Source organism: Kribbella sp. NPDC051587 (assembly GCF_044453945.1).
Taxonomy (GTDB): Bacteria; Actinomycetota; Actinomycetes; order Propionibacteriales; family Kribbellaceae; genus Kribbella.
In genome coordinates, this window is the sequence record NZ_JBITDE010000010.1 from 122,399 (window position 1) to 140,457 (window position 18,059).

General features: G+C 67.6%; 16 protein-coding genes. 9 read left to right on the top strand and 7 right to left on the bottom strand.

The window, feature by feature from the left end; all coding sequences use genetic code 11:
• The first annotated feature begins 75 nt into the window (after positions 1-75).
• Both ACIA49_RS30080 and ACIA49_RS30085 read left to right on the top strand, forming a co-directional pair.
• Positions 76-558: an Lrp/AsnC family transcriptional regulator gene (locus ACIA49_RS30080; RefSeq protein WP_396380984.1), complete on the top strand. Its 483-nt coding sequence runs from the start codon at positions 76-78 to the stop codon at positions 556-558.
• Entirely contained in the window at positions 543-1,880 is a 1,338-nt protein-coding gene (locus ACIA49_RS30085; RefSeq protein WP_396380985.1) for an NAD(P)/FAD-dependent oxidoreductase, read from the top strand. The genes ACIA49_RS30080 and ACIA49_RS30085 overlap by 16 nt, the downstream gene beginning before the upstream one ends.
• A 5-nt stretch (positions 1,881-1,885) precedes the next feature.
• Here the strand turns inward: ACIA49_RS30085 and ACIA49_RS30090 are convergent, their stop codons facing one another.
• Genes ACIA49_RS30090 through ACIA49_RS30105 form a run of 4 tightly spaced genes read right to left on the bottom strand, consistent with a single transcriptional unit; the run spans position 1,886 to position 5,554 of the window.
• Positions 1,886-2,518, bottom strand: coding sequence for a hypothetical protein (locus tag ACIA49_RS30090; RefSeq protein ID WP_396380987.1), 633 nt, complete (start codon positions 2,516-2,518; stop codon positions 1,886-1,888).
• 50 nt (positions 2,519-2,568) lie between these two features.
• A complete protein-coding gene (locus ACIA49_RS30095; protein WP_396380989.1) occupies positions 2,569-3,390 on the bottom strand; it encodes a carbohydrate ABC transporter permease in 822 nt (273 codons plus the stop codon).
• The gene (locus ACIA49_RS30100; RefSeq protein WP_396380990.1) at positions 3,390-4,268 is read right to left on the bottom strand and encodes a carbohydrate ABC transporter permease; all 879 of its coding nucleotides are present in this window, start codon (positions 4,266-4,268) and stop codon (positions 3,390-3,392) included. Before ACIA49_RS30100 ends, ACIA49_RS30095 begins: the two co-directional genes overlap by 1 nt.
• Positions 4,265-5,554, bottom strand: coding sequence for an extracellular solute-binding protein (locus ACIA49_RS30105; protein WP_396380992.1), 1,290 nt, complete (start codon positions 5,552-5,554; stop codon positions 4,265-4,267). The genes ACIA49_RS30100 and ACIA49_RS30105 overlap by 4 nt, the downstream gene beginning before the upstream one ends.
• Before the next feature lie 103 nt (positions 5,555-5,657).
• On the opposite strand from ACIA49_RS30105, the gene ACIA49_RS30110 reads away from it, so the two are divergent.
• The gene (locus ACIA49_RS30110) at positions 5,658-6,809 is read left to right on the top strand and encodes an ROK family protein (protein ID WP_396380994.1); all 1,152 of its coding nucleotides are present in this window, start codon (positions 5,658-5,660) and stop codon (positions 6,807-6,809) included.
• Between the two features lie 90 nt (positions 6,810-6,899).
• Here ACIA49_RS30110 and ACIA49_RS30115 read toward each other — a convergent pair whose 3' ends face one another.
• From ACIA49_RS30115 to ACIA49_RS30125, 3 genes are read right to left on the bottom strand one after another with little or no spacing between them, the layout of a single operon-like run.
• Positions 6,900-7,961, bottom strand: coding sequence for an alpha/beta fold hydrolase (locus ACIA49_RS30115; RefSeq protein WP_396380996.1), 1,062 nt, complete (start codon positions 7,959-7,961; stop codon positions 6,900-6,902).
• Positions 7,940-8,767: an alpha/beta fold hydrolase gene (locus ACIA49_RS30120; RefSeq protein WP_396380997.1), complete on the bottom strand. Its 828-nt coding sequence runs from the start codon at positions 8,765-8,767 to the stop codon at positions 7,940-7,942. Before ACIA49_RS30120 ends, ACIA49_RS30115 begins: the two co-directional genes overlap by 22 nt.
• Before the next feature lie 40 nt (positions 8,768-8,807).
• A complete protein-coding gene (locus tag ACIA49_RS30125) occupies positions 8,808-9,548 on the bottom strand; it encodes a GntR family transcriptional regulator (protein WP_396380999.1) in 741 nt (246 codons plus the stop codon).
• A gap of 169 nt (positions 9,549-9,717) precedes the next feature.
• On the opposite strand from ACIA49_RS30125, the gene ACIA49_RS30130 reads away from it, so the two are divergent.
• Genes ACIA49_RS30130 through ACIA49_RS30155 form a run of 6 tightly spaced genes read left to right on the top strand, consistent with a single transcriptional unit; the run spans position 9,718 to position 18,010 of the window.
• On the top strand, positions 9,718-10,506 hold the full coding sequence (locus tag ACIA49_RS30130) for a TIGR03084 family metal-binding protein (protein ID WP_396381000.1): 789 nt from the start codon (positions 9,718-9,720) through the stop codon (positions 10,504-10,506).
• The gene (locus ACIA49_RS30135; protein ID WP_396381001.1) at positions 10,503-12,215 is read left to right on the top strand and encodes an acyclic terpene utilization AtuA family protein; all 1,713 of its coding nucleotides are present in this window, start codon (positions 10,503-10,505) and stop codon (positions 12,213-12,215) included. Before ACIA49_RS30130 ends, ACIA49_RS30135 begins: the two co-directional genes overlap by 4 nt.
• On the top strand, positions 12,212-13,336 hold the full coding sequence (locus ACIA49_RS30140; protein ID WP_396381002.1) for an acyl-CoA dehydrogenase family protein: 1,125 nt from the start codon (positions 12,212-12,214) through the stop codon (positions 13,334-13,336). Before ACIA49_RS30135 ends, ACIA49_RS30140 begins: the two co-directional genes overlap by 4 nt.
• Positions 13,333-14,934: an acyl-CoA carboxylase subunit beta gene (locus ACIA49_RS30145; RefSeq protein WP_396381003.1), complete on the top strand. Its 1,602-nt coding sequence runs from the start codon at positions 13,333-13,335 to the stop codon at positions 14,932-14,934. Before ACIA49_RS30140 ends, ACIA49_RS30145 begins: the two co-directional genes overlap by 4 nt.
• 5 nt (positions 14,935-14,939) lie before the next feature.
• Positions 14,940-16,823, top strand: a complete 1,884-nt coding sequence (locus tag ACIA49_RS30150) for an acetyl/propionyl/methylcrotonyl-CoA carboxylase subunit alpha (protein WP_396381004.1) — start codon at positions 14,940-14,942, stop codon at positions 16,821-16,823.
• Positions 16,820-18,010, top strand: coding sequence for an acyl-CoA dehydrogenase family protein (locus tag ACIA49_RS30155; protein WP_396381006.1), 1,191 nt, complete (start codon positions 16,820-16,822; stop codon positions 18,008-18,010). The genes ACIA49_RS30150 and ACIA49_RS30155 overlap by 4 nt, the downstream gene beginning before the upstream one ends.
• Positions 18,011-18,059 lie beyond the last annotated feature (49 nt).

Here is an 18,059-nt window from a genome sequence, read left to right on the forward strand (position 1 = left end):
GCAAACTTGGATTTTCGCAACGAATTCCGATTTGGCAGCTTGCCTGTGCCCCGGTGTCGCTGACAGGATCACCGGGTGGCAGTACGAACGGGGCACCCCGAGAAGAACCAAGGTCTGCTCGACGAGACCTCGAAAGCGATCATCGAACAGTTGCAGGTCGACGGGCGACGCTCGTACGCCGCGATCGGCAAAGCGGTCGGGCTGTCCGAGGCCGCCGTCCGGCAGCGCGTCCAGCGCCTGACCGACGCCGGCGTGATGCAGGTGGTCGCGGTCACCGATCCGCTCGAGCTCGGCTTCGACCGGCAGGCGATGATCGGGATCAAGGCCGAGGGCGCCCTGGAGCCGATCGCCGAACGGCTGGCCGCGATGGACGAGGTCGAGTACGTCGTGATCACCGCCGGCTCGTTCGACCTGCTGATCGAGGTGCTGTGCGAGAGTGACGAGCACCTGCTGCAGGTGCTGTCCGAGCGCGTCCGCCAGATCGAGGGCGTCAAGAGCACGGAATCGTTCGTGTATCTGAAACTCGTCAAGCAGACATATTCGTGGGGCGTCCGCTGAACCTCTGGAGCTCCGATCCGCAGGCGACCCGATCCCCGCTAGCCGGGGACCGGGACGCCGACGTGGTGATCGTCGGTGCCGGGTACACCGGGTTGTGGACGGCGTATTACCTGGCGAAAGCCGACCCGTCGCTGCGGATCGTCGTACTGGAGAAGGAGACCGTCGGGTTCGGAGCCTCCGGACGCAACGGTGGTTGGTGCTCGGCGCTGTTCCCGGCGTCGGCGCGGAAGCTGGCTGCGTTGCCGGGTTCGAGCCGGTCGGCGGCGATTGACATGCACCGCGCCATGCAGGACTCGGTCAACGAGGTCGGCCTGGTCAGCGCCCGCGAGGGGATCGACTGCGACTACCACAAGGGCGGCACGATCGTGCTGGCTCGCAGTGAGGTGCAGTTGGCGCGCGCCCGCGCCGAGGTGGCGGAGTCCCACGAGTGGGGTCCGGGTGATCTGCGGTTCCTCTCCCGTGACGAGGTCGAGCAGCAGGTGCGCGCAACAAAGGTGCTGGGGGCAACATTCACACCACACTGCGCGGTCATCCACCCCGGCAAGCTCGTGCGCGGGTTGGCCGCGGTTGTCGAGGGCCTCGGCGTGACGATCCACGAGCAGACGCCGGTCACCGCCCTTGAGACCGGACGAGCCATCACCCCGTACGGCGTGGTGCGGGCGGACGTCGCCGTACGGGCGACCGAGGGGTTCACGCCAGGCCGCGTGGTCGCTCCGGTGTACTCGTTGGTGGTGGCAACGGAGCCGTTGAGCGACGCCACGTGGGAACGCATCGGACTGGCGGATCGGCCGTCCTTCTCCGACCACCGGCATCTGATCATCTACGGGCAACGGACCGCGGACGGGCGGCTGGTGTTCGGCGGACGCGGAGCGCCCTACCACTTCCGGTCGCGGGTACAACCGTCGTACGACTCGGAGCCGCGAGTGTTCGCCAAGTTGCAAGCGACACTGCGTGACCTCTTCGGACTGTCAGACGTGCGGTTCACGCACGCATGGGGCGGCCCGCTCGGCGTACCGCGCGATTGGTGCGCCTCGGTCGGCCTGGACGGCGGGCTGGCGTGGGCTGGTGGCTACGTCGGCGACGGCGTCAGTACGACGAACCTCGCCGGCCGCACCTTGACCGACCTCATCCTCCGTCGCGACACCGCCCTCACCCACCTCCCCTGGGTAGGTCACCGCTCCCGCCCCTGGGAGCCCGAACCCTTCCGCTGGCTAGGCATCAACGCCGGCCTCCGCGCCATGACCCTCGCCGACACCGAAGAACGCCTAACCCACCACCCCAGCCAAATAGCCCGCCTCCTGTCCCCCCTGCTCGGCCATTAGCCGGGTTACTCGGCGGCTACGGGTTGTTGGTGGAGGGTTTCGAGGGGGTGGCCGGTTAGGTGGAGGGTGGGGTTCAGCCAGTCGTTGAGGATGGGGGCCGAGGTGGCTAGGTGGTTGGCCAGTTCGGTGCGGCTGAGTTCGAAGACGTGGGCTGGGTTGCCGGTGAGGTCTACGACGGTTTGCATGAGGTGACTGGCTTGTTCGTCCCAGAGGGGGTCGCCGGTGTCGATCTCGTCGGGGCGGATGAGGAGGAGTTCTACGTCGCTCTCGAGGTCGCCGTCGTCGCGGGCGATAGCGCCGTACAGGCTGGCGTGGACGGGGCGGATGCGCCACGAGTCGAGTTCGTCGGCGATGCGGGCGATGAGGGCGGTGCGGAGGTCGGCGAGGAACTCGACGACGGGGGCCGCGAGGTGTTTGCGGTTCAGGCGATAGAGGAGCGAGTTGCCGGCGTCGTCGACGTGGATGAGGCCGGTGGTGGCGAGGCGCTGGAGGACCAGGCGGACACCGGCCACGCTGCCCTGACCTGCGAGTTTGTGGATCTGGCGGCCCGACAGACCCTCGTCGGCGCGGGCCAGGACCTGGAGGACGGGGCCGTCCAGGGAGGGGATCACGGTGCTGATCGGCAGCTTCAGGTCCATGACGAGACCCTAGTAACCGATCAGCTCCGCAGAGTAATCATGCTGACAACTCAGCCTTTGACGGCTCCGGTGAGGCCGTTGACGATGTAGCGCTGGAAGAGGAGTGCGAGCAGCACTGGGGGGAGAGCAGCCAGTACGCCGCCTGCCGCGACCAGGCCGAAGTCCGACGAGAACTTGCCGGTGAACTCGGCGATCGCGACCGGGATGGTCTTGGAGTTCGTGGTCGAGGTGAAGATCAGGGAGTAGAGGAACTCGTCCCAGGCCAGCAGGAAACCGAACATCGCGGTCGCGACGATTCCTGGGCGGGCCAGCGGGAGCACGATCCGGACCAGGGCGCCCAGGCGTGAGCAGCCGTCGACGCGGGCTGCGTCTTCGAGTTCGGCCGGGAGGCTGAGGTAGAAGTTGCTCATCGTCCACAGGCAGAACGGCGTGACGATCGAGCAGTAGGTGATGATCAGGCCGAGCTGGGTATCCAGGAGCTGCAGGTTCGCCAGCGCCAGATAGAGCGGGATCACCAGCGCGATCGGCGGCAGCATGTAGATCGCCAGGAACGCGAACAACGTCGTACGGCGGAAGCGGAAACGCAACCGTGCGAAGGCGTACCCACCGAGACAGCCGACGATCAGCGAGATGATCGTCGTCGCGGAGGCGACCACCAGACTGTTCAGCATCGAGACGCGGAAGGTGCCGGCGATCCCGTCGGCACCCGACGTGAAGATGTCTTGATAGCGCGACAGCGTCGGGTGTGACGGCAGGAGCGAACCGTTGTTCAGCTCGTCGGCCGGGGACAGGCTCGAGATGACGAGCCAGCTGAACGGCGCCAGGACGACGACCGCCAGCAGACCGCACATCGCGTATTGGAACTTGCGCATCAGACCCCCGCCAACTGGTTCTGCCGAAGGACACGGAGGTAGAACATCGCCAGCGCGCCGACCGCGATCACGATCAGGTACGCGAGCGCAGCGCCGTACCCGAAGAGCTGGTTCGAGAACGCTTGCAGATAGGTGTAGAAGGCAATGGTCTGTGTACCTGAGGCAGGACCGCCGCCGGTCATCACGTAGACGATGTCGAACACCTTGAACGCCTCGATCGTCCGCAGTACCAGGACGACCGCGATGCTGGGTTTCAGCAGCGGTACGACGATCTGCCAGAAGGTGCGCCAGGTGGACGCGCCGTCGACGACCGCCGCCTCGCGCAGTTCACCCGGGATGGTCTGCAGACCGGCGAGCAGGAAGAACGCGACGATCGAGATGTTCTTCCAGACGTCGGCGACGATCACCATGTTGAGCGCCAGGAACGGCGAACCCAGCCACTGGATCTCCGTGCCGAGCAGCTGGTTCAGGACGCCGTACTGGCCGTTGTCGATCCAGCGCCACAACGCACCGTTGACGATCGTCGGCAGCGCCCACGGGAGCACGACCAGACTGCGCCACAACCACTTGAACCGCAGCGGTGCGTTGAGCAGCAGCGCCACGCCCATCCCGAGCACGAGCTCGGCGGCGGTCGAGACGAGCGTGAAGTACGCCGTGTGACCGAGCACCGGATAGAACGCCGGGTCGTTGAAGACCTTGGTGTAGTTGCTCAACCCGGCGAACGGGTAGCTGCCGGGCATCGCGCTGTCGACCTTGTAGAAGGACATCAGCAGCGTCCGGAGCACCGGGTAGAGCACCACACCGAAGACGACTATTGCCGCGGGCAACAAAAGGAACAGCGCGAACCGTCCCTCGCCGCGGACCCGCACCGGCTTCACGACTGCAGCAGGCTGTTCGCCTTGTCGGCCGCGTCGTCGAGCGCCTTCTGCGCCGGCTTGCGCCCGAGCAGCGCGTTCTGCAGTTCGGCCTGCAGAGCTTGGGACATCGCGTTGTAGTTCTTGGCCTGCGGCCGCAGGATCAGGTCGTCCAGCTGCTTCTTCGCCTGCGGTACGACGGCCGGGTTGGTCTTCACGACCGCGGGATCGTCGTACGACGACGTCCAGACCGGGAGTGAATCGAGCGCGTACTTGTCCTGCTCGGGCTGGCTGGTCAGGTGCGAGATGTACTTGAACGCGGCCGCCTGGTTCTTGCTGCCCGCGGTCACGCACAGCGCCATCCCGCCGTTGACACCCGGCCGGCCCGCGCTGCCCTTCGGCGTCTGCGCGACCTTGACCTTGCCGGCGATCTTGCTCTGCTTGGCGTCGTTGGCCGCGCCGTACATGTAGGTCCAGTTGAGCACCATGCTCGCCTGACCGGCCTGGAAGACGCGCTGTACGTCGGCCTCCAGCGACTGCGTCGACGCCGGGTTGCTCAGCCCGTCGACGATCGTCTGCCGCATGAACTCCAACGCCTGGACCCCTCCACCGGCGTTGAAGGCGGCCTTGCCCGAGTCGTCGAGGAACTTGCCACCCATCGCGCCGAGCAGCTGCGCGTAGTCGCAGACCAGCGCCTCGGCCTGCTGCCAGGACCAGATGAACGGGTACTTCACGACACCCGACGTCTTCAGCTTCCGCGCGCCCTGGAGGACGCCGTCCCAGGTGTCGAGCCACTGCGGGTTCACACCGGCGGCCTGGAGATGCGTGTCGTTGTAGAAGAAGTACTTGGTGTCCATGATCCACGGGACGCCGTACAGCTTCTTGTCGTACTCCGCGGTCGCGATCGCCCCGGCGAGCATGCCGGTCTTCCATTGACCGGCCCACTGCCCGGTCACGTCCGTGATCATCTTCTTGCTGCCGAACTCGGCCGGCCAGATGACGTCGATCAGCACCACGTCGTACGTGCCGGCCGGTCCGGCAGCGACGATCTTGTCGTGCAGCGCCTCGTAGGCGACGAACTCCGGCGTCACCTTGATGTTCGGGTTCGCGGACGTGAACGCCGCCGTCATCTTGGTGACGTCATCCTCCGTGTACGCCGCCTGTTTCATGAACAGCGCCCGGATCTCGCCGCTGCTCCCACTGCCCTGGTCCCCCGTGGTCGCGCCCTTGCCCCCGCTGCACGCGGCCAGCAAGGCCGCCAGTCCGGCCCCACCGGCCGTCTTCAGTACGGTCCGCCTGTCGATCGCCACCATTGCCCCACTCCAGGTCTTTTATTTGTTAGGCAACCTTCCTAACATACGGGCAGTATTATCAGGGCCGACGAGGGAGTCAAGAAGTCCGGACGAGGTGAGCATGAACCGTGTTGTGAGCGGTACGCCGAGTGCGACCGTCGTACTGGCACGCCTGCTCGCGCAGCCGGGGCCGCAGACGCGGTCCGAACTGGCCGTCGCCTGCGCCCTCTCGCGGCCCACGGTCTTCGCCGCCGTCGAGCGACTCGAGGCTCTCGGACTGGTTGAGTCGCTCGGCCAACGCAGCGGACTGCCGGGACGGACAGCCACCCTGTACGGCGTGCCGACGGGCGCGGGCTGCGTCGCGGCGATCGACATCGGTGGGACCAATCTGCGGGTCGCGGTCTGCGATGTGAGCGGTACGCCGTTGGCCGAGTTGAAGCGGCCGACTCAGGCCCAGGGCGCGGAGAGCGTCGTACGGCAGGCTGTTGAGCTGCTCGCTGAAGCACGGGTTGAGGCTGGGCGGGCTGATGTGCCGCTGCTGGCGGCCGGGGTGTCGACGCCGGGCGCGGTGAATCTGACCAACGACCCGATGGTTCGGTATGCGTGGAACCTGGGGCAGGAGACGCCGTACGACCTGTACTCGCAGTTGGCCGCGGGGATCGACGGGCCGGTACTGCTGGAGAACAACGTCAACCTGGCCGCGATCGGTGAGCACCGGCATGGTGCAGGGAGTTCGCTGTCGACCTTCGCGGTGATCGCGATCGGCGCGGGCGTCGGTGCGGGGATCATGCACAACGGCACGCTGTTGCGTGGTGCGCATGGCGCCGCCGGCGAGGTCGGGTTCCTGCCGACAACACACGCAAGACGGGGTACGCCGGCCGAACCCGACGAGGCAGGTGGTCTCGCCCTGCTGCGCGAGGCTCGCGCGTTGGACCCCGCGCTTCGCGACGTACAGGATCTGTTTGATCGGGCACGCGTCGGCGACGACTACGCGCTGTCGCTCGTCGAGGACGAGTGCCGTCGCATCCATGAGATCGTCGCCGCCCTGAGCGCGATCGTCGACCCCGAGACCGTCATCCTCACGGGCGGCATCGGCGACAACGAACTCCTCGCCGCCCGCGTCGCCGAACTAGCGGCCACACTCCCCGTCCCCATAGCCGTCCTCCGCTCCACGTTGGGCGACCGAGCCTCCCTCGTCGGCGCCATCGCCACCGCCACCGACCACGCCAAGGCCCACCTCCTGCGCCGTACCGAGACCGCCACCACCGTCTAACAGTGATGAGGCGCGGGAGTTCACGCTCAGCATCGCCCCTCCGAGCGGCCGCGCGAGGGGTTGGACGGTGATGCAGGTCCGCCCCCGGCTTCAGCGGTGGGTGGTGAAGTGGGTGTGGAGGTCGTTGACCAACAACTCCGGGACTTGGTGGGCGGCGTAGTGGCCGCCGGTGTCATGGATGGTCCAGGTGGTGATGTTGGCGTGATCTCGGTCGGCGTAGCAGCGGATCGAGCGGAGGTCGTCGCGGAACTGGGACAGGGCCAGCGGGACGGTGGTGGGGCTGTCGGGGGCGGGTTGGCGTTGGTACTCGGCGTAGAGCTGCATGGCCGAGGCCGCCGTACGGGTTAGCCAGTACGCCGTGACGTGGGTGAGCAGCGTGTCCGGGTCGAGGCCGCCCATGGCCTGGCGATTCCAGGCGAGGAGCCCGGCGGGTGAGTCGTTCAAGGCGATTCCCAGAACGGACGGACGCTGGGCGTGGACATGAGCATAGGAACCGGAGGAGCGCTGCAGCTCGCGCAGGTCGTCGAGGGCGGCTTGGTCCTCGGAGGTGAGCGCGCTGCGATCGGGTTCGACACTCGGCGGGTAGGCGAGCCACTCACCTTCGGGGAAGCAGAACAGTTGCGTGACGTGTACGCCGGTGACCGCGTCCGGAGCGACTCGACCCAACTCCGGTGCGATGTGTGAGCCCCAGTCGTTGCCGGCGGCGCCGTACCGGCTGTAACCGAGGCGGTCCATGAGCACAGCCCAGGCACGGGCGATGCGGCGCGGGCCCCAGCCGTTGTCGGGTGTGGGGCCGGACCAGGTGTAGCCGGGGAGAGATGGGATGACGAGGTCGTAGCCGAGGTCCGTCAGCGGGCCGATCACGTCGAGGTACTCCACGACCGAACCCGGCCAGCCGTGGGTGAGGATCAGCGGGAACGCGTTCGGCCGGGGTGAGCGCACGTGCAGGAAGTGCACTCGCGTCCCGTCGATGATGGTCGTGTACTGGGGATACGCGTTCAGCCGTCGCTCCCAGGCACGCCAGTCATATGAGTCTCGCCAAGAGGCAACGAGATCGTCCGACCGCGTGTTCTCCAACCGCCGACGGAGGTCGGCGAGATCTGCCTCGGGTACGTCGACACGAAAGGGCGTCAGAGCTGTTGCGCCAGCCACGTCAGACCCTCCTCCGCGTGCTCGACGATCGTGAAGTGGCTCGCGCCTTCGTGGAGCTGGAGTGTCGCGGTCGGGCAATGCGCCGCGAGCCAGCGACCGTGGGAGGCCGGGATGATGCCGTCCGCAGTGCCGTGCAGCAGCAGGGTCGGCGCGGTGATCGTCCGCGGATCACAACCCCACGGACGCGTGTACGACGCGTCGTCGTCGATCTGCCCATAGGGTCCCGCGTCGAGTCCCGGTCCGGCGACCTTGCCCAGCCAACCCCACGGACCATCGAACATCTCGAAATCCGCCGGCAGGAACCCGGCGTCGTACTCGAATCCCGACCGGTGGAGGGCCTCCCGCACGTCAGCACCGGCGGCCGCACTGCCGAGCGCTGCGATGGCCGAGGGGACCATCCCGGTGAACCAGTCGAGACCTTCAGCCCGGTACGGCGCGATCGCGGCCAGCGTCACGACCGCGCTCACCCGGTCGCCGAGCAAAGCCGCTGTCCCCAGCGCGAAGGTCCCGCCACCCGAGTAGCCGACGACGGCGAACCGGTCGAGTTCGAGAGCATCGGCCACGGCCTCGGTGTCCCGGGCCACCGAGGCGACGGTCCGACCACGGTCGACCGTGGATCCGCCGTACCCGGGCCGATCGAACGAGATCCACCGCAGGCCGAGGCGCTCGGCGGCTGCGAACAACGGCTCGGGCGGTGCGCCGACATTCGGGGTGCCGTGGTTCCAGATCACCGGTACGCCGGTCGATCCGGTGTCGTAGGCGTGGAGCGTGCGGCCGTCGGGGAGTTGTACCTGCTGTTCGATCATCACGCCAAGGACGTCGGAGCCGGCCGAACTACCTCGACATTCAGAAACTGGTCGCGCGGGCTCGCGGGGTCTGGGTCATCCGGAGCTCGGTGGTGAAGGCGTAGCGGTCGCCCCGGTAGAGGGCCGAGGTGTACTCGAAGACGCGGTCTCGGCTGTCGAAGCTGATGCCGTGGGTAGCGAGGCACGGCTGCGTGACCGGGATGTCGAGCCAGGCGGCGGTCTTGGCATCGGGCATCACCGGCTCGAGGCGCGACGTACCGCTGACGACGTCGATGCCGTAGCGGTTGGTCAGCAGGTCGTACATGGACCCGTTGAGGTCCTCGGCCTCCAGCCCCGGGACGTACGCCGCGGGCAAAGTGGTCCGCTCGACCACCATCGGGAAGTCGTCGGCCAGCCGCAGCCGGGTGAACGCGATGATCGGATCCCCGACCGGGATCCGCAGCCGCCGGGCGGCCGCACGCTCAGCCTTCTGATGGCGGAACTCGAGCATCTGGTTGCCCGGCCGCATGCCGCGCCGGCGGATGTCCTCGGAGAACCCGATCATCCCCAGCCACCGGGCCACCTTCGGCCTGGTCGTGTACGTGCCGCTCCCGTGCCGGCGTACGAGCAGCTCCTCGATCACCAACTCGTCGACGGCCCGGCGCAACGTCATCCGTGCCACGTTCCAGCGCACGGCCAGCTCCCGTTCGGGCGGCAGCGCGGCGCCCTCCGGGAGCGTGTCGATCAAACTCAGCAACAACGCCCGGATCTCGGCGGCCTTCCCCGGCAGCGAACCATGCATGCTTCCTGGGTAACAGACCAGGATCCCCCAGCGGAACCTTTTCCACCGCCGTCGAAGACAACCTCAATAGACCACCGAAGTCCCGGCCGATTCGAAAACAAGCGCGCTTGATTCTTTTTACCGATCGTGTCAGTGTCGGTGGCACGATCTCCGTCGCTTGGGAGTGCGCGTGCATGTAGACGAGGTGCTGGCGGATCTTTGGGCCGAGAGTGCTGAGCTGGATCGGCTGGTGGGCGGGCTGGCGGCCGGCGAGTGGGCTCAGGCGACTCCGGCTGAGGGTTGGACTATCGCTCATCAGATCGGGCATCTGGCCTGGACTGATGACGCGGCGCGGCTGGCGGCGGCTGAACCGGAGGGGTTCGCGGAGCTGCTGGAGCGTGGCGCGGCCAACCCGACTGGGTACGTCGATGACGCGGCGGCCGAGGGCGCAGCCCTGCCGCCGGACCAGCTGTTGGTCTACTGGAGAGAGACGCGAGCCGACCTGGCCGAGGCGCTCAAGGCGGTTCCGGCCGGCGAGAAGATTCCGTGGTTCGGGCCGCCGATGAGTGCGACCTCGATGGCGACCGCGCGGTTGATGGAGACGTGGGCGCATGGGCAGGACGTCGCTGACGCTCTCGGGGTACGACGGCCGCCGAGCAACCGTCTGCGGCACGTGGCGCATCTGGCGGTGCGGACGCGTGGGTTCGCGTACATGCTGCACGGGCGGACTGCGCCTGACGTCGAGATTCGGGTCGAGCTGACCGGGCCGGATGGAGACGTGTGGGCGTGGGGGCCGGAGGGTGCCGCGCAGCGCGTGAGTGGGCCGGCGCTGGACTTCTGCCTGCTGGCAACCCAGCGAAGGCATCGCGACGACCTGGAGGTGGTTGCGGAGGGTGCTGACGCGGATGAGTGGCTGGGGATCGTGCAGGCATTCGCGGGGATGCCGGGCAAGGGTCGTCAGCCGGGGCAGTTCGGATGACCGCGCCGATCCGGATCGGGAACTCGTCCGGCTTCTACGGGGACCGGTTCAGCGCGGTGCAGGAGATGCTGACCGGCGGGCCGCTGGATGTGTTGACCGGGGACTACCTGGCTGAGCTGACGATGTTGATCCTCGGGCGGGACCGCCTGAAGGATCCGTCCCTCGGGTACGCGCGGACGTTCCTGAAGCAGCTGGAGGGCAGCCTCGGTGAGGCGCTCGATCGTGGCGTGAAGATCGTCAGCAACGCCGGCGGATTGAACCCGGCCGGGCTGGCGCAGGCGATCCAGGAGCTGGCGGATCGGCTCGGCCTCCATCCGAAGATCGCGTACGTCGAGGGCGACGACCTGCTGAATCGAGCCGCCGAGCTGGAGCTGGGTGAGCCGCTGACGGCCAACGCCTACCTGGGCGCCTGGGGTATCGCCGAGGCGCTGCAGGCCGGAGCCGATGTGGTCGTGACCGGCCGCGTCACCGATGCGTCGGTGATCGTCGGGCCGGCCGCGGCGCACCACGGCTGGAAACGGAACCAGTACGACGAACTGGCGGGCGCGGTCGCCGCCGGTCACGTGATCGAGTGCGGATGCCAGGCGACCGGCGGGAACTACGCGTTCTTCAGCGAGGTCCACGACCTCGGCCGGCCCGGGTTCCCGATCGCGGAGATCCAAGCGGACGGCAGCAGCGTGATCACCAAGCACGACAAGACCGGTGGCGCGGTCACAGTCGACACGGTCAAGGCTCAGCTGCTCTACGAGATCACGGGCGCCCGGTACGCCGGTCCGGACGTGACCACGCGGCTCGACACGATCGAGCTGTCGGACGACGGCGCCGACCGGGTCCGGATCAGTGGGGTTCGGGGGGAGGCTCCGCCGCCGACGTACAAGGTGTCGTTGAACAGCGTGGGCGGGTTCCGCAGCGAGGTGAACTTCGTGCTGACCGGGCTGCAACTGGAGGAGAAGGCTGACCTGGTCAAGGCGCAGCTCGAGCGTGGGTTCGCGAAGCGGCCGGCCGAGGTGCAGTGGACGCTCGCCTGGACCGAGAAGCCGAACGCGGACTCGGAGGAGGAGGCCAGCGTCTACCTGCGCTGCGCGGTCAAGGATCCCGATCCGAAGGTGGTCGGTCGCGGATTCTCCGGTGCGGCGGTCGAGTTGGCGTTGTCGAGCTACCCCGGGTTCCATGTCCTCGCGCCGCCTGGGGAGGGCGCGCCGTACGGCGTCTTCCGCGCCGGGTACGTCGATATCCACGCGGTCGAGCAGGTTGTTGTACTGCCGGACGGGTCGCGATCGATCATCGAGCCCGCGGCGGAGACGCAGGAGCTGACCTCGGCTGAGGATGCTGGATTGCCGATCCCGTTGCCGTCGCTGGCGTCGGCCGGGCGGCCGCGGACGCGCGAGGTTCCGTTGGGACGGATCGCGGGTGCGCGGTCGGGCGACAAGGGCGGCGACGCGAACGTCGGGGTGTGGGTGCGGGACGAGAAGGCTTGGCGGTGGTTGGCGCACACGCTGACCGTCGAGCTGTTCCAGGAGTTGTTGCCGGAGACCACTGATCTGCCGGTCACGCGGTACCTGCTGCCCAATCTGTGGGCGGTGAACTTCGTCGTCGAAGGCCTGCTGGGCGAAGGGGTCGCCGCGCAGGCGCGGTTCGATCCGCAGGCCAAGGCCGTCGGCGAATGGCTGCGTTCTCGATATGTCGACATTCCGGAGATGTTGCTATGAGCACCGACTTCAGAGAGAGCGTGCGGAGGTTCATGGCGGCAGAGGTGCTGCCGCATCTGGATCAGTGGGAGCGCGACGGCGAGCTGCCGCGCGAGCTGCACAAGAAAGCCGGCCAGCTGGGGTTGCTCGGGGTTGCGTTTCCGGAGTCCGTTGGTGGTGGCGGTGGGTCGCTGAGCGACATGCTCGCGGTCGTTGAGGAGATGCACTACGCGGGTGGTTCGGGTGGGCTGGTCGCATCACTGCTGACGTGTCGGATCGCCGTACCGCATATCGTTGCTGCAGGCAATCAAGAGCAGATCGATCGATGGGTGCAGCCGACGCTCGACGGTGAGCTGATCGGCTCGCTGGCGATCACAGAGCCTGACGGTGGTTCGGATGTCGCGTCGTTGCGGACGACGGCTCGTCGTGATGGGGACTTCTTCGTGGTGAACGGCGCGAAGACCTACATCACGTCGGGGGTGCGGGCGGACTTTGTGACGACCGCGGTACGGACCGACGGGCCCGGCGCGCACGGGATCAGCCTGCTGGTGATCGAGAAGGGGACGCCGGGATTCACGGTGTCGCGGAAGCTCGAGAAGCTCGGGTGGTTGTGTTCAGATACGGCCGAGCTGGCGTTCGACGACGTACGGGTGCCGGTCGGCAACCTGGTGGGCACGGCCGGTTCGGGGTTCGTGCAGCTGGCGATCAACTTCGTGGCGGAGCGGTTGGTTCTCGCGGTGCAGGCGTACGCCGGGGCGCAGCGGGCGCTTGATCTCACGGTCGAGTGGTGCCGGAACCGGGAGACGTTCGGCAAGCCGCTGATCTCGCGGCAGGTCGTGCAGCACACGCTCACCGAGATGGCGCGCCGGATCGACGTCGCGCGGGTCTACGTGCACTCGGTCGCCGAGCGGTCCGAGCGGGGTGAGGACGTGTTCACGGCGGTCTGTTTCGCGAAGAACACCGCGGTCGAGGCCGGCCAGTGGGTGTGCGACCAGGCGCTGCAGCTGCACGGCGGGTTCGGCTTCCTGCGGGAAGCCGAGGTGGAACGCCAGTACCGCGACCAGAAGGTGCTCGCCATCGGCGGTGGCACCAACGAGATCATGACCGGCCTCGCCGCCAAACGACTGGGGTTCACTTCATGACCACAACGTCCGAACAATCGCCGACGAGCGCCCGCGAGTCTTCGGACGCTAACCGGGTGGCGATGCTGGAGAAGCTCACCGCGCTCGAGGCTGAGCACGCGAAGGCGTTGGCGGGGGGTGGGGAGAAGTACGTCGAGCGGCATCACAAGCGCGGGAAGTTGCTGGTGCGGGAGCGGATCGAGCTGCTGATCGACCCGGACTCGGCGTTCCTGGAGTTGTCGCCGTTGGCGGGCTGGGGATCCGACTTCACGGTCGGCGCGAGTCTGGTGACGGGGATCGGCGTGGTCTGCGGAGTCGAGTGCCTGATCACGGCGAACGATCCGACCGTCAAGGGTGGCGCGAGCAACCCGTGGACGTTGCGGAAGGCGTTGCGGTCGGACGAGATCGCGCGGGCGAACCGGTTGCCGGTGATCAGCCTGGTCGAGTCCGGTGGGGCGGATCTGCCGACGCAGAAGGAGATCTTCATCCCGGGCGGCGCGATGTTCCGGAACCTGACCCGGCTGTCGGCCGAGGGGATTCCGACGATCGCGCTGGTCTTCGGCAACTCGACCGCGGGCGGCGCGTACATCCCCGGGATGAGCGACTACGTGGTGATGGTCGACGGCGGCGCCAAGGTGTTCCTGGCCGGGCCGCCACTGGTGAAGATGGCGACGGGCGAGGACGCGGACGACGAATCGCTCGGTGGTGCGTCGATGCACGCACGGAAGTCGGGGCTGGCCGACTACTTCGCGGTCGACGAGCAGGACGCGATCCGGCTCGGCCGCCAGATCGTGTCTCGGCTCAACTGGCGTAAGAAGGGCCCGGCGGCAGCGCCGTCGTACCAGGATCCCTTGTACGACGCGGACGAGCTGCTCGACATCGTTCCGGGTGACCTGAAGATCCCCTTCGACCCGCGGGATGTGATCGCGCGGGTGGTGGACGGGTCGGTGTTCGACGAGTTCAAGCCGCTGTACGGCTCGTCGCTGGCGACCGGATGGGCCACGGTGCATGGGTATCCCGTCGGGATCCTCGCGAATGCTCGCGGAGTGTTGTTCAGCGAGGAGGCGCAGAAGGCGGCGCAGTTCATCCAGCTGGCGAACCGGTCGGACACTCCGCTGATCTTCCTGCACAACACGACCGGCTACATGGTCGGTCGCGAGTACGAGCAGGGCGGGATCATCAAGCACGGCGCGCAGATGATCAACGCGGTCGCGAACTCGAAGGTCCCGCACGTGTCGATCCTGATGGGCGCGTCGTACGGAGCCGGGCACTACGGGATGTGTGGACGAGCGTTCGATCCACGGTTCCTGTTCGCGTGGCCGTCGGCGAAGTCGGCGGTGATGGGGCCGCAGCAGCTGGCCGGCGTGCTGTCGATCGTCGCGCGAGCAGCCTCCGAGGCGAAGGGCATACCGTACGACGAGGACGGCGACGCGAAGATGCGCGCCTACGTCGAGGGCCAGATCGAGGCGGAGTCGCTGCCGATGTTCCTGTCCGGACGCCTGTACGACGACGGTGTGATCGATCCCCGGGACACCCGCACCGTGCTCGGCATCTGCCTGTCCGCAATCCACTCGGCACCGGTGGAGGGCACGTCCTCCTTCGGTGTCTTCAGGATGTGAGTCTGATGATCTCGTCGGTTCTTGTTGCCAATCGTGGTGAGATCGCTCGTCGCGTGTTCCGGACCGCTCGGTCACTCGGGTTGTCGACGGTTGCCGTCTACTCGACGGCGGACGCGGCGGCGCCGTACGTGAATGAGGCCGATGCGGCGGTGCACCTGCCGGGGAACGCGCCGGGTGAGACGTATCTGCGCGGCGAGCTGGTGATCGAGGCGGCGCTGCGGGCTGGTGCGGACGCGGTGCATCCGGGGTATGGGTTTCTGTCCGAGAACGCCGGGTTCGCGGCGGCGGTGATCGAGGCGGGGCTGAGCTGGATCGGGCCGCCGGTGGACGCGATCTCGTCGATGGGGTCGAAGATCGAGTCGAAGAAGCTGATGGCGGCGGCTGGGGTGCCGGTGCTGGCCGAGCTGACGCCGGCTGAGGTGTCCGAGGCTGATCTGCCGGTGCTCGTGAAGGCTTCGGCCGGGGGCGGTGGGCGCGGGATGCGGGTGGTCTCGCGGCCGGCGGATCTGGCGGCGGAGATCGACGCGGCGTCGGCGGAGGCGTTGTCGGCGTTCGGCGACGGGACGGTGTTCTGCGAGCGGTATCTGCCGGCTGGACGGCATATCGAGGTGCAGATCATGGCCGATCGGCACGGCACGATCTGGGCCATCGGTGAGCGGGAGTGCTCGATTCAGCGCCGGCACCAGAAGGTGGTCGAGGAAGCGCCGTCGCCCTTGGTGGAACGGATTCCGTCGATGCGGCCGCTGCTGTTCGACGCGGCGCGGAAGGCTGCGGCGGCGATCAGCTACGTGGGCGCGGGGACGGTCGAGTTCCTGGCGGACGAGGAGGGGAACTTCTACTTCCTCGAGATGAACACGCGGCTGCAGGTGGAGCACCCGGTCACGGAGGAGACCACCGGGCTCGATCTGGTGGAGCTGCAGATCGCGATCGCGGACGGTTCGAAGCTGCCCGCGGACCCGCCGCCGACGGTCGGACATGCGATCGAGGTGCGCCTGTACGCCGAGGATCCGCAGCACGACTGGCAACCGCAGACCGGCGTACTGCACAAGTTCGCGCTGGATTCGAGTGTGCGGGTGGACTCGGGCGTGGAGGACGGCTCGATCGTCTCCCCGTACTACGACGCGATGCTCGCCAAGGTCATTGCCTACGGCACCGATCGGACCGCCGTCGCGCGACGGTTGGCTAAGGCGCTGGAGCGGGCGACCCTGCACGGCGTGGGGACCAACCGGGATCTGCTCGCCTGGATCCTGCGGCATCCGGCGTTTCTGGCGGGTGAGACCGACACTGCGTTCTTCACGACGCACGGGATCGGCGGACAGGCCAACTCAGCGCAGGTTGCCGCACTGGCGGCCGCGTTGGCTGATGCAGCGGGGCGGGCCCAGCCCGTGAGGGTGCCGCGAGGGTGGCGGAACCTGGCTTCGCAGCCGCAGCGGAAGAGTTATCGGGTCGGCGAGACGACTTATGACGTTGAGTATCGGCTGACCCGGGACGGACTAGTTGTTAACGGCAACATCCAACTGATCGAGAGTACGCCGGACCGGGTGGTGCTCGAGATCGACGGAGTACGCCGGGTGTTCGAGGTCGCGACGTACGACGGTCTGGTTTGTGTGGGGCCGGTGAGCTTGACGCCGGTGCCGCGGTTTGTGGACCCATCGCAGCAGGTGGCGGCGGGATCGTTGGTGGCACCGATGCCGGGGACGGTGATCCGGGTCGGAGTGCAGGTCGGTGAGGTGGTCAAGCAGGGTCAGCCGCTGTTGTGGCTGGAGGCAATGAAGATGGAGCACACGATCGCTGCGCCGGCTGACGGTGTTGTCGGTGAGCTCGCTGTCGAAGCGGGTCAACAGGTCGAGGTCGGCGCCGTACTGGTCGTCGTTGGGGAGAACGCATGAGCATTGTCCGGGGTGGTGGGGCGGGGAAGGACTTCTACACAGAGTCGGAAGAGCGTCAGGCCTTGCGCATGGCGGTCGGTGAGCTCGGGAAGAAGTACGGCTACGAGTGGTTCGACCGGCAGGCGCGGAGCGGCGGGAGCACCTCCGAGCTGTGGCTGGAGGCCGGGAAGCTCGGCTATCTCGGCGTCAACCTGCCGGAGGAGTACGGCGGCGGTGGCGGCGGGATGGGTGACCTGTCGATCGTGCTGGAGGAGCTCGGTGCGGCCGGGTGTCCGCTGCTGATGATGGTCGTGTCGTCGTCGATCGTCGGCACCGTGATCACGCGATTCGGGACCGACGCGCAGAAGCAGCGCTGGCTGCCGGGACTGGCCGACGGGTCCACGACGATGGCGTTCGCGATCACCGAACCGGATGCCGGGTCGAACTCGCACAACATCACCACGACCGCTCGCCGTACCGAGGACGGTTGGTCGCTGTCCGGCCGGAAGGTCTACATCTCCGGACTCGATGTAGCGCAGGCGGTGCTGGTGGTCGGGCGGACCGAGGACACCAAGACCGGCCGGCTCAAGCCAGCGTTGTTCATCGTGCCCACCGATGCGCCGGGGATCGAGTTCCAGCCGATCGAGATGGATCTGATCAGCCCGGACAAGCAGTTCACGCTGTTCCTGGACGACGTCCAGTTGCCGCGCGAGGCGCTGGTCGGGGCCGAGGACGCGGCGCTGATGCAGCTGTTCGCGGGGCTGAACCCGGAGCGCATCATGGCGTCCGCGTTCGCGCTCGGGATCGCCCGGCACGCACTCGGCAAGGCGGTCGCCTACGTCAAGGAACGGCAGGTCTGGAAGACCCCGATCGGCGCTCATCAGGGCATCGCGCATCCGCTGGCGCAGGTGAAGATCGAACTCGAGCTCGCCCGGCTGATGATGCAGAAGGCGGCTGCCCTGTACGACGCCGGCGACGACCTGGGCGCGGGTGAGGCCGCGAACATGGCCAAGTTCGCGGCCGCCGAGGTCGCCGTACGGGTGACTGATCAGGCGGTCCAGTCACTGGGCGGCAACGGCCTGACCAAGGAGTACGGCGTCGCCTCGCTCTCGGTCGCCGCGCGCGCGATCCGGGTCGCACCGGTGAGCCGGGAGATGATCCTGAACTTCGTCGCCCAGCACAGCCTCGGGCTGCCGAAGTCGTACTGAGCTCTGGGCAAATACTCGGTAGTACGAGAAGGTTCCTGGCACTGATTCC

Bases quoted from the DNA above. Each gene is read 5' to 3' on its own strand.
- ACIA49_RS30090 (WP_396380987.1), bottom strand. From the start codon at position 2,518: ATGGACCTGAAGCTGCCGATCAGCACCGTGATCCCCTCCCTGGACGGC.
- ACIA49_RS30095 (WP_396380989.1), bottom strand. From the start codon at position 3,390: ATGCGCAAGTTCCAATACGCGATGTGCGGTCTGCTGGCGGTCGTCGTC.
- ACIA49_RS30110 (WP_396380994.1), top strand. From the start codon at position 5,658: ATGAACCGTGTTGTGAGCGGTACGCCGAGTGCGACCGTCGTACTGGCA.
- ACIA49_RS30120 (WP_396380997.1), bottom strand. From the start codon at position 8,767: ATGATCGAACAGCAGGTACAACTCCCCGACGGCCGCACGCTCCACGCC.
- ACIA49_RS30125 (WP_396380999.1), bottom strand. From the start codon at position 9,548: ATGCATGGTTCGCTGCCGGGGAAGGCCGCCGAGATCCGGGCGTTGTTG.
- ACIA49_RS30135 (WP_396381001.1), top strand. From the start codon at position 10,503: ATGACCGCGCCGATCCGGATCGGGAACTCGTCCGGCTTCTACGGGGAC.
- ACIA49_RS30140 (WP_396381002.1), top strand. From the start codon at position 12,212: ATGAGCACCGACTTCAGAGAGAGCGTGCGGAGGTTCATGGCGGCAGAG.
- ACIA49_RS30145 (WP_396381003.1), top strand. From the start codon at position 13,333: ATGACCACAACGTCCGAACAATCGCCGACGAGCGCCCGCGAGTCTTCG.
- ACIA49_RS30150 (WP_396381004.1), top strand. From the start codon at position 14,940: ATGATCTCGTCGGTTCTTGTTGCCAATCGTGGTGAGATCGCTCGTCGC.
- ACIA49_RS30155 (WP_396381006.1), top strand. From the start codon at position 16,820: ATGAGCATTGTCCGGGGTGGTGGGGCGGGGAAGGACTTCTACACAGAG.